Consider the following 6,830-nt stretch of genomic DNA (forward strand, 5'->3'; position numbering starts at 1 on the left):
TGTTTTGGCGGCGGCTGGCGCGCCGCCGGGCGCGCCCGCCGGGGCCCCCCGGGGGGGGCCCCCCCCTTCTCGCGGCCGACGGTTCAGCGCTCGTCGCGCTTGCCGCGCACTGCGTCCTTGGCGTCGGACATTGCTTCCTTCGCCTTGCCCTTGGCCTGGTCCATCCGTCCCTCGGTCTTCATTCTGTCGTCGCCGGTCACAGTGCCGACCGTTTCCCTCGCCTTGCCCTTGACCTTTTCCGTGCGGCCCTTGTCAGCCATGACCTGTCCTTACGCGCAGGGAGGGGCGCGGCGCTGAGAAGAAACCCGGCGGGGTCCGTGCATATGCCGGGCGGGCTGGGGCATCCGATGCGCCGGAGGTTGATAACTATGGTTCCCCTGCTTCTTGTTCTTCTGCTCGCTCTGATCCTGTTCGGTGCTGGTTTCGCGGTGAAGGTCCTTTGGTGGGTCGCCATCGCGGTCCTGGTGCTGTGGCTGATCGGGTTCGTCGCCCGTCCGAAGAACGGCTCCGGCCGTTGGTACCGCTGGTAGACGGCGGGTTCTGGATCACTCCGTCAAGGCATGCCGGTGGCCCGTCCCTGCACAGGGGGCGGGCCACCGGCATGCCCGCGGACAGCAGCGGGGCGGGCGTGGGGGTGAGGGTCAGGTAGGACGTCCGCCCGGCTTTCCAGCGGGTGTGCGTTCCTGTCGGGCATCGCGGGCCAGGCGGACGGTGGTACGAGGCGTGGGCGGACAGGCGAAGGTCCCCCGATCGCGAGGATCGGGGGACCTTCGCCATGCGAGCCGCCCCCAGGGGGGCGGGACTGGCGGTGTTCGCTCTCGGCGCCTGGTGTCGGTGCTACGCGGTCGGGCTGAGTTCGGCTTGGCCGAACAGCAGGGCCCAGCCGGAGGGCAGCTGGTGAAGGACGCGGGTGATCAGGTGGGGGCCGGCGTGGGCGGTGACGGCGGCGAAGACGGAGCCGGTGTCCCAGCGTGTGGTGGCCAGGGAGGCGCCGGAGCGTGCGGCGAGGTCCTTGACGAAGGCCCAGCCCTCCAGGGGCTGGGGGTCGGGAATCTGTGAGGTCAGGACGCGTGCGGCCTCCAGGGGCAGGCAGGCCGCCATGTCGACGCGCTCCTCGCCCGTCAGCTGGCGTCCCAGCCCCGACAGGACCAGGCGGACGGCTTCGTCCGCTCGCTCGCGGGTGGGGTAGGCGCCCTCGTAGCGGACCCTCTCCAGCATCTGCTCGTACGCGGTGGAGAACGGCTGCTGGCGCTCAAGCGGTACGCGCACGTCGGTGATCACTGGGATGCATGCCTTTCGTCAAACCAGGATGGGATGGTGCCGGTGCGCGGCACCGGTGGTCAGGTGGGCTGTGGGCGGCCGAAGAGGAGGTCGTAGCCGGCGGGGAGCTGGAGCAGGATCTGTTCCACGATGTCGTCGTCCCCGGTGTCCGTGACCGTGGACAGTACGGCGCTGACGTCTCAGGTCGCGGTCTGCTCGGTGGCGCCCCCGATCCAGGCCGCCGTCGCGCGCGCGAACCGCTCCGGAGACAGCGGTTCGGCGCATTGCAGCGGCTCGAGCAGGATCAGCGCGTACTCCTCCGGCAGGCGGGACGCGAGCTGGGCGCGGACCTCGCCGACCAGGTAAGCGCCAAGCAGAGCGAGCACTGCCCGCGCCGCGCGTCCGGCCTCCTCCGCAGTGCCGTACGTGCCGCGTTCCTTGACATGGCCGAGGAATGCGTCGCGTCGCAGCGTCATGTCGCTCTCACCCCTTCTAGCTCTTCTTCGGCCTGCCCACGGGGTGCGGAGGGCGGGGGAGGGGGGAGATCAGGTGTCCGTCCCCCGCACCGGTGTCCGGCCGGTGTCAGCCGGAGATCTCCTTGCGGCCGGCGCCGACGCCGACGGAGATCTTGCGGGGCTTGGCGCGCTCGGCGATCGGGATGCGCAGCGTGAGCACTCCCGCGTCGTAGTCGGCCCTGATGCGCTCGGTGTCGAGGGTGTCGGCGAGCACGATCTGGCGGGAGAAGACGCCCAGCGGCCGCTCGGACAGTTCCATCTGCACGTCGTCGGCCTTCGTCACCGGCCTGCGCTCGGCCTTGACCTTCAGCATGTTCCGCTCGACGTCGATGTCGATCGCCTCCGCGGTGACACCGGGAAGGTCGAAGGCCACCACGTACTCGTCGCCTTCGCGATAGGCGTCCATCGGCATCGCCGACGGCCTCGACCAGGTCTCCGGGCCCGTCAGCTGCTGGGTCAGCCGGTCCAGCTCACGGAAGGGGTCAGTGCGCATCAACATCGTGAAACACCTCCAGAAGGTTCAGGCAGTAACTGCCAATGCGCCTCGCTGACACTGTTGTAACATGTCATCCAATGGATGACAAACATGATGTCATCGGATCGATGACGACCCCAGGGAGGTGTCCGTGACCCCGGCCGATCAGCCGCCGACCACCGGCACCGGCACCGAGGCCGACAATCCGGCGTCGTTCCTCGCCGCGACCGCAGCCCTCCACGCCATCGACGACGCCCTGCGCGACGCCCAGCTCAAGGCCCCGGCCTCTTCCGATGTCGACCCGGGCCCGGAGGCGGCCCTGGCATCACTGATGCTGCTGCGGCAGGTACGTGAGCGGCTCGCCGGATGGGAGACCCGCCTGATCGAAACCGCCCGCGACGCGGGCGCCAGCTGGGCCGACCTCGCTCCGCCCCTCGGCGTCGCCAGCCGCCAGGCCGCCGAACGCCGCTACCTGCGCGGCCGCCCCGGCCCGGTCGGGACCACCGGCGAACAGCGCGTGACGGCCACCCGCCAGGCCCGCGCCGCCGACCGCACCACCGCCGCCTGGGCCCGCCACAACGCAGCCGACCTGAGACGTCTCGCCGGACAGATCACCGCACTCACCGACCTGCCCGCCACGGCCCGACGCCCGCTCACCGAACTCCACGAGGCACTCGCCCAAGACGATCCCGCCGACCTCATCGCCCCCCTGCTCGCCGCCCGCCCCCACCTGCTCGCCGCCCACCCCGATCTTGCCGCCCGACTCGACGACCTCACCGCCCCGTAGCGACACGCCCGCGACAACGCGCTGCCCTGGTCGGCGGGAGGGCACGGTCCGCCATCGCCGCGAAGAACGCGAACAGCAGTCATCCGTACCCGGTGGGTTCGTGGATCCCGGCCAGGAGCGCGGCGAGCATCTTCAGGGATGTCCCATCGACCGATGGACGTCCGAATCCGGAGCTGCCGCTCGGCTGGCGGGAGGTTGTATTCGGCTCGGGGACGATGGGTTGTCGCGGCGTCTACTGCAGGAATGCCCGAGAGCACGTCGCGGTCGTCTAGTAGATCCAAAACGGCCGGCCGAAGCGTACGGACAGGCCTTCCGAGTACAGCAGGCTTGCCGGTGAGGACGCATCGACCGTCAGACCGGTGGCTGCCTGCACCAGTTCGTCCTCCAGCAGGAGCAGCGCCGCGTCCTTGAAGCGCCATGGCTCGTGGTGCAGCGGCCAGTAGAATGTCCGACCCCAAGCCCGGGCGTGGAGACCCCATCTGGCGGTCAGGAAATCCTCCAACGCGTTCGGGCCCCGCTCCTCGCCCTCGACCGCAGCCCAGAGCCGGGAACGAGGACATTCCCGGCTCTTGCGCCGAACGGCGTAGAGGATCCTCTCTTCGAAGCGGTCGCAGCGGGCGGACGCCCAGCGATAGGGAAGTCCGAACAGGCCGTTCGCGGCGATGACGGGAAGCAGCCGGTTGCAGTCCAGGCTCAGGAACACCACCCCGCGCCGGCCGGCGGCATCGACGCTGTAGAGGCGCACGTTGATCTCCTCGAACCGGCCCCCGAAGGGCAGGACAGGACCTCGCGACAGACGGAGATCCCTCATGCCGAAGAAGACGAGGCCCACGTAGGTCTTCCCGTCGAGCACGTCCGGCCGCGTTCCAAGTGGAAACAGACTGGCGACGGCGTCAGGCGACGTCTCCCAGTGCACGAAGACCAGATCGGTCCACCGCTGGCGGAAAGTGCTGCCGCAAGACGGCGGTGGACCGGCCGGCGACACCGGCTTCGGCGCCACGTATCGCTCCGCCCGACGCACGCGTGGTCCATCGGAACCGCGGCATGACCCCTCCATGGCTTCCCTCTCCTCTTAACCCGACATGAGGGCGTTAACCGACGTCGACGAGGCCCACCGGGGTTTCCTCTCGCTCGTAGTTCGCCAGTGCCAGCCCCAGGGCGAAGAACGTGGGCGCCCACTCACCGACGAAGATCCCCCAGCGGTCGGCCCTTTCCAGGTTCTCGCTTCGCCGCGAGGTGAGCCACGAGGCCAGCGACAGCCCGATCGAGCCGAACGCCGCGAGGTAGGCGTGTTCGCTGGTGACTCCTGCTTCGTGAAGCTTCTTGACGATCATCTTGTTTCTCGCTTCCGTTGAGTGGACAGCACGAGGGCGACCGCTCGAGGGCGAACAGACGCGTCCGCTGGGGCTCAGCGACCCAGTGGATCGCCAGTCGGCGCTGGTGTTGCCGACGCCCACCTTCTTCTTGGCTTCGTGGGATTCGCCTTTCTGGATGCGTAGGGCACGCGACTGGTGGCCGAGCCACCTCCCGGCGGGCCGTCCGCCAGGACCTGAGGGCTCGGGCGCTGCGCGGAAGGCGCCGAGCCGCCACCGTCACAGCCCGGAGTCACTCTCCGGGGCGGCTGAGGTAGTGATCCCGGCGTCTTTCGCCCGCCAGAGGCCGGCAGGGCAGCCGGGCGGGAACGGGGGGAAGGCGTGACCGGCCAGGTCGATACGCCAGAGGTGCCCGGCGGCGCAGTCGCACTCGTAGAGGCCTGCTCTTGGGGTGCAGGCGCCGGGCGCATGAGTCTCGGCAGGGGACATGAGATCTCCTTGACAGCGCGTTGAGGATTCGGCAGAGATGGTGATGACGTGGTGCCCCCGGATGCGTCCTTGACCCGGACGGCCGGCGGTCGGAGTGGGGGCGTGCCGTCGGCCGGATCGATGGTCTGCGAGCTCGTCCGGCATCCGCCGACTGGCGCTGCCCGTGCGGGAGCGGTTCAGACGGGAGGTTCCGAACAACGGCGAAGGGCGTGCAAAGCCCGGCGGATATGACTCTTGACAGTGCCCAGTGGGAGCCCGGTCTCCTTCGAGATCTGAGCCTGGGTCATGTCTCCGTAGAAGGTCATCCCTACCAGCCGCCGCTGTACGGGTGAAAGGAGTCCGAGCTTCTGCAGGACGAGCACGCGATCCAGTGTCTGATCGCACTCGCTCTTGCTGGGGTCACGCACCACCTGCTGCTGACCCGTCAGCGCGTGCTCGAGATCGATCCGCCGCCTGCACGCCGAATGAGCGTCCAGGATGACGTGTCGAGCGATGCCGACGAACCAGCCGCCGGGACCACCTCGCTCCGGGCGGTATCCGGCGCGGCAGCGCCAGGCGGTGAGGAAGACCAGTTGGGTGACGTCCTCCGCGTCCTGGGTGTTGCCGAGGGCGCGTCGGGCCAGCGAGAAAACCAGTCGGGAATGCTGTTTGTACAGTGCGGCGAGCGCGGCCGGATCGCCACCGGCGAATCGCCTCGCGAGCTCTGCCTCCGACGCGTGGAGCTCCTCTGTCGAACGCCCAGCCGGATGTGAGGTTCGGGCGGAGACCGCGGGCGGCGCCTGACGGCTGCGTTGCGCCGAGGGCGAGTACGGTGCGAAGACCATGTCTTGCTCCTTTGGCAGGGTCCACCGTTCCTCCTGAGATTCGCCGAGCCGATGCACCGGGGCAACACGCATTGATATTGCAGCGAAATATCCGCCTTTGCGCCACCTGGACCGCTCTCACTGCCGGATGCGCATCACCCCACCCCGGGCGCCGCGCATCGCCCGCCCGGATCCTGTCGTCGCTCGGAGTCCTCGGCCCGATCGGTCGGGCCGGGAGAGACGGCCAATGCCAGGGGTGTTCTCCCTCAGAAGAGACGGGCCCTCCCCGCGCAGGAGCGCGGGCCGTGCGAGGGGGTGCCGATCCGGCAGTGCGCCGGAACCGCACCGAAACAGATCGTGTCAGGTCAGCATCCCGGCAAGATCCGAAAGAGACGGCCCAGGCGCCGACCCGATCAGCGCTCCCGTCCTGGCGCGGGCTCGTCGTAGATCCGCGCGATGGAGTCGAGAGCCTCGCGCAGCCCTCGCGGCCGCAGCATGCCCGCTGCCGGTGTTCTGCCCGCCCATCCGGGTCCGGCGAGTACGACGAGGGGCGACGTCCTGGCACCGCGCAGCCCGAACGTCGTGCCCGCCACATGGCGGGCCAACGGGTGGTCCGCCGTCGTCCGGGTCTGGGACCACAGCACCACCGCGGTCGGACCGCACCTGCGCACCGCAGTGTCCAAGGCCTCCGCGGGGACGGCGCCGCCAAACATGCGAGCTTCGAGTCCCCGCTCTGAGAGGGCGGCCGCGAGGGCTTCCAGGGGAAGCGTATGGGGCTCCGCCGGCACGCAGGCCAGCAGCACTGGAGCCCTCGACCTGTCTGCGGCAGTGAGGGCGGCACGGCGCAGAGCCGTCGACACCTGCCAGGAGAGCAGGTGCTCGACCTCGACATAGAGGTCGTTGGACAACTCCCATTTTCGGCCGACGGCGCGCAGCGTGGGAACCATGACGTCCTCCCAGGCAGTCACGAGACCGTGGTCGGAGATCGCCTGCTGCAGCAACGTCTCCATCGCCGCGGCGTCCAGACGCACTGCGGCCCGTGCCAGACCACGGCACTCGTGGCGCACGTCCCCCAGGGCCCGCGCGCCCCCCCCCCCCGGGGGGGGGGCCCCCGGGGGGGGGGTGGGGGGTGACCCCCCACATTTTGCGCAGCCCATTCCCGCCGCGTGCCGGGCGGGGCGGGCAAGC

General features: G+C 69.8%; 9 protein-coding genes and 1 pseudogene. 2 read left to right on the plus strand and 8 right to left on the minus strand.

Annotated features, from left to right (window positions below; translation table 11 throughout):
* Positions 1-83 precede the first annotated feature (83 nt).
* Positions 84-260, minus strand: a complete 177-nt coding sequence (locus ACFV2S_RS06020; protein WP_385554644.1) for a CsbD family protein — start codon at positions 258-260, stop codon at positions 84-86.
* A 108-nt stretch (positions 261-368) separates the two neighbouring features.
* On the opposite strand from ACFV2S_RS06020, the gene ACFV2S_RS06025 reads away from it, so the two are divergent.
* A complete protein-coding gene (locus ACFV2S_RS06025; protein ID WP_385554646.1) occupies positions 369-530 on the plus strand; it encodes a hydrophobic protein in 162 nt (53 codons plus the stop codon).
* Between the two features lie 307 nt (positions 531-837).
* On the opposite strand, the gene ACFV2S_RS06030 is transcribed toward ACFV2S_RS06025, so the two are convergent.
* The 3 genes and pseudogenes from ACFV2S_RS06030 to ACFV2S_RS06040 form a co-directional block, all read right to left on the minus strand.
* Positions 838-1,281, minus strand: coding sequence for a DUF2267 domain-containing protein (locus ACFV2S_RS06030; protein ID WP_385554648.1), 444 nt, complete (start codon positions 1,279-1,281; stop codon positions 838-840).
* Positions 1,282-1,340: 59 nt separating this feature from the next.
* A pseudogene (locus ACFV2S_RS06035) lies at positions 1,341-1,736 on the minus strand (DUF2267 domain-containing protein).
* A 106-nt stretch (positions 1,737-1,842) separates the two neighbouring features.
* On the minus strand, positions 1,843-2,274 hold the full coding sequence (locus tag ACFV2S_RS06040) for an Hsp20/alpha crystallin family protein (protein ID WP_385554649.1): 432 nt from the start codon (positions 2,272-2,274) through the stop codon (positions 1,843-1,845).
* Positions 2,275-2,401: 127 nt separating this feature from the next.
* On the opposite strand from ACFV2S_RS06040, the gene ACFV2S_RS06045 reads away from it, so the two are divergent.
* Positions 2,402-3,037, plus strand: coding sequence for a type III effector protein (locus tag ACFV2S_RS06045; protein WP_385554651.1), 636 nt, complete (start codon positions 2,402-2,404; stop codon positions 3,035-3,037).
* 268 nt (positions 3,038-3,305) lie between these two features.
* Here ACFV2S_RS06045 and ACFV2S_RS06050 read toward each other — a convergent pair whose 3' ends face one another.
* The 4 genes from ACFV2S_RS06050 to ACFV2S_RS06065 form a co-directional block, all read right to left on the minus strand.
* A complete protein-coding gene (locus ACFV2S_RS06050; RefSeq protein WP_385554653.1) occupies positions 3,306-4,037 on the minus strand; it encodes a YqjF family protein in 732 nt (243 codons plus the stop codon).
* 91 nt (positions 4,038-4,128) lie between these two features.
* Complete coding sequence (locus ACFV2S_RS06055; protein ID WP_385554655.1) at positions 4,129-4,371, minus strand: hypothetical protein; 243 nt, start codon at positions 4,369-4,371, stop codon at positions 4,129-4,131.
* Positions 4,372-5,015: 644 nt separating this feature from the next.
* Positions 5,016-5,663, minus strand: coding sequence for an RNA polymerase sigma factor (locus ACFV2S_RS06060; protein ID WP_385554656.1), 648 nt, complete (start codon positions 5,661-5,663; stop codon positions 5,016-5,018).
* Between the two features lie 392 nt (positions 5,664-6,055).
* Positions 6,056-6,830: B12-binding domain-containing protein (locus tag ACFV2S_RS06065; RefSeq protein WP_385554658.1), on the minus strand; the 775-nt coding region annotated here is incomplete at its 5' end.

The organism is Streptomyces sp. NPDC059695, assembly GCF_042733785.1.
In the GTDB taxonomy this organism is placed as follows: domain Bacteria; phylum Actinomycetota; class Actinomycetes; order Streptomycetales; family Streptomycetaceae; genus Streptomyces.